Raw genomic sequence first — 3,352 nt, forward strand, 5'->3', positions numbered from 1 at the left:
GAAAGTTAAAAGTCTTATAATAGTTATTATTGCACTACTTCCTTTGCTTTTAGTTATAATAATTCACGATGCTTTACCTTATTTTAAAGATATAAATTATATTGTAAATAAAAATTTTTTAGTACATAATTATACAGTTGAAAAATTGGCTTATCTAGTAAATTAGGTAATACTTTTTCAGCAAATAGTAAATCTTTTTATTATGGTTCAAATACATTTAAATTAAAAAAAGGTAGAAAATATACTTTAACATATACTCCAAATAGAAGATTTGTCATTAAAGCAGAACCATTAAAATAAAATCACATAAAGTTAACACAATTATTTTATATTTCTTCCGTATTCTAATGCTATTATTTAATCATACCCTTTAGATATATATAGAATGTATTCAAAAAATTTTTGACTTAATTAATGAATAAACCCTATGTTTTGTGAGAGAACATAGGGTTTATTTATTTGTAAAATACCTACATCTTCTTCTCTCTTTCACCCGCACAAGTATTTTTCTCTTTTTACTGTTTTAAAAGTCACGTCATCTTTTATTAAAATTTTTATATTTCTTTGTATACTGCCGAACAAAAACATCTTTAACAAAAATAAAAAAAGACACATTATATCATTTTTCATAATACAACGTGTCTTTTTTCATTTATTAATATTTTATACTAACTGAATGTCTACAACTCAATTATTTTGAAGTTTCTTCAATAGCAACTGCTACTGCAACTGTAGCTCCAACCATTGGGTTGTTACCCATTCCGATAAGACCCATCATTTCAACGTGAGCTGGAACTGATGATGAACCTGCAAATTGTGCATCTGAATGCATTCTTCCCATAGTATCAGTCATACCGTATGAAGCAGGACCTGCTGCCATGTTATCTGGGTGAAGAGTTCTTCCAGTACCACCACCTGATGCAACTGAGAAGTATTTCTTTCCTTGATCAATACATTCTTTTTTGTATGTTCCAGCAACTGGATGTTGGAATCTTGTTGGGTTAGTTGAGTTTCCTGTTATTGAAACGTCAACGCCCTCACTGTGCATTATAGCAACACCTTCTCTTACGTCATCAGCGCCATAGCATCTAACTTTAGCTCTTTCTCCGTCTGAGTAAGCTGTTTCTTTAACTATAGCTAATTCTCCAGTATAGTAATCAAATTTAGTCTGCACGTATGTAAATCCATTTATTCTTGAAATTATAAATGCAGCATCTTTTCCAAGACCATTAAGTATAACTTTTAAAGGTTCTTTTCTTACTTTGTTTGCTGATCTAGCTAATCCGATTGCACCTTCAGCAGCTGCAAATGATTCATGTCCAGCAAGGAAAGCGAAGCATTTAGTATCTTCTCTTAAAAGCATTGCTGCTAAGTTTCCGTGACCTAAACCAACTTTTCTGTCATCTGCAACTGATCCAGGAATACAGAAAGCTTGTAATCCAATACCTATTGCTTCAGCAGATTCAGCAGCCTTAGTACATCCTTTTTTAATTGCGATTGCAGCACCTACAGTATAGGCCCAACACGCATTTTCAAAACAAATTGGTTGAATGCCCTTAACTATATCATAAACGTTTATTCCCTTTTCATCACAAACAGCTTTAGCTTCTTCTATTGTGTTTATTCCGTATTCTTTTAATACAGGTATAATTTGGTCAATTCTTCTTTCATAACTTTCAAATAATGCCATTACGTTTCTCCTCCTTACCTATTATTCATGTCTTGGATCGATAACTTTTACAGCTTCTGCAAATCTACCATAGTTTGAAGTAGCTTTTTCCATTGCTTCGTTAGCGTCCATACCTTTTTTAATCATATCCATAACTTTACCAAGATTTACGAATTCGTAACCTATAACTTCATTGTTAGCATCTAATGCTAAGTGTTTAACATAACCTTCAGCCATTTCTAGGTATCTAGTACCTTTAGCTTTAGTACCATACATAGTACCAACTTGGCTTCTAAGTCCTTTTCCTAAATCTTCAAGACCTGCTCCTATTGGTAGTCCACCTTCTGAGAAAGCAGTCTGAGTTCTTCCGTATACTATCTGCAAGAATAATTCTCTCATTGCAGTATTTATAGCATCACAAACCAAGTCAGTATTTAATGCTTCAAGTATAGTTTTTCCTGGAAGTATTTCTGAAGCCATTGCAGCTGAATGAGTCATTCCTGAACATCCAATTGTTTCTACTAATGCTTCTTCGATTATACCATCTTTAACATTAAGAGTTAGTTTACAGGCACCCTGTTGTGGAGCACACCAACCTATTCCATGTGTTAATCCTGATATATCTTTAATTTCTTTAGCTTGTACCCATTTTCCTTCTTCTGGTATTGGTGCTGATCCATGATTAGGTCCTTTAGCAACACACATCATACTTGATACTTCTGTTGAGTAAATCATATTTATATCTCCTTCCTGTACAAATAATTTACATTTCCCCCTTTATTTATGAAAAGGGTATACATAACCGTGTTTGGGATATGCATTCGTAATTACTTTTAACCTCTTTCATTGTAGCAAATTGTTTAAAAAGTAACAATATTTTTTTGAAAAAACATAGCTATCTAGTAGAAAATTTATACTTTATCTATATAATCTACCCTGATTACTACTTAATTTTATTATATAGACTTATTTATCTCATATTATGGAATAACAGACTTTATTAATTTATAAAATTTAAAAATTTTTTTAGTAACCATTTTCAGATTATATTTAAGTTATTTATAATATAAAGTATTAGCATTATCAATATTAATATTAATGAACATATTTTATCCAATGAAAATTTATTATAAAAAAACTTGACTATAAAACTACTATATGCTATATTATTACATGTCAGCTTTGCCGATGTGGCGGAACGGCAGACGCACACGACTCAAAATCGTGCGGGAAACCATGTGGGTTCAAATCCCACCATCGGCACCAAATATTTTAAATAAATGACTGTATCATTTAGCTTTATGGCTATTTGATATGGTCATTTTTGTTTGTTTCATACTACTAGAATTATAGAAAAAATCTAGCTCTAAGACAGAATATATTTATGTTGAATATGGTATAAAATCCCTTTAGTTGTAAATAATTATTATAAAAGGATATGGAGGTACTGCTATGGAACATTTAAAAGGCAAGGTAATTACACCGATAATTATAAATAAAGAGAACAGAGTAAGACTCAGGCAGTTAGTTAAAGAATTGCTAGTTATAAATGCTATTTCCGAAGATAGAGCTAATTTAATTATACATGCAGCAAATACTTTATGATTGAATGAAATTCTAATATTTGTCAACAATCTAACTACAATGAAAATTCTTCATTGAATCTCCTTATAATAATAAAAA

Annotated in this window: 3 protein-coding genes and 1 tRNA gene; 2 read left to right on the top strand and 2 right to left on the bottom strand. The window is 30.9% G+C overall.

The genetic code is table 11. From position 1 onward, the window contains the following. Positions 1-691 precede the first annotated feature (691 nt). Together RH99_RS17730 and RH99_RS17735 are read right to left on the bottom strand one after the other, a co-directional pair. Positions 692-1,690, bottom strand: coding sequence for a GGGtGRT protein (locus tag RH99_RS17730; RefSeq protein ID WP_010241506.1), 999 nt, complete (start codon positions 1,688-1,690; stop codon positions 692-694). 21 nt (positions 1,691-1,711) lie between these two features. Continuing rightward, the gene (locus RH99_RS17735; protein ID WP_010241508.1) at positions 1,712-2,404 is read right to left on the bottom strand and encodes an iron-sulfur cluster assembly scaffold protein; all 693 of its coding nucleotides are present in this window, start codon (positions 2,402-2,404) and stop codon (positions 1,712-1,714) included. Between the two features lie 449 nt (positions 2,405-2,853). On the opposite strand from RH99_RS17735, the gene RH99_RS17740 reads away from it, so the two are divergent. Beyond that, positions 2,854-2,935 (top strand) — tRNA-Leu (locus RH99_RS17740). Positions 2,936-3,121: 186 nt separating this feature from the next. After that, the gene (locus RH99_RS19315; RefSeq protein ID WP_158511963.1) at positions 3,122-3,274 is read left to right on the top strand and encodes a hypothetical protein; all 153 of its coding nucleotides are present in this window, start codon (positions 3,122-3,124) and stop codon (positions 3,272-3,274) included. The last annotated feature ends 78 nt before the right edge of the window (positions 3,275-3,352 follow it).

This window comes from Clostridium arbusti SL206 (genome assembly GCF_000246895.1).
GTDB classification, from domain to species: Bacteria; Bacillota; Clostridia; order Clostridiales; family Clostridiaceae; genus Clostridium_I; species Clostridium_I arbusti.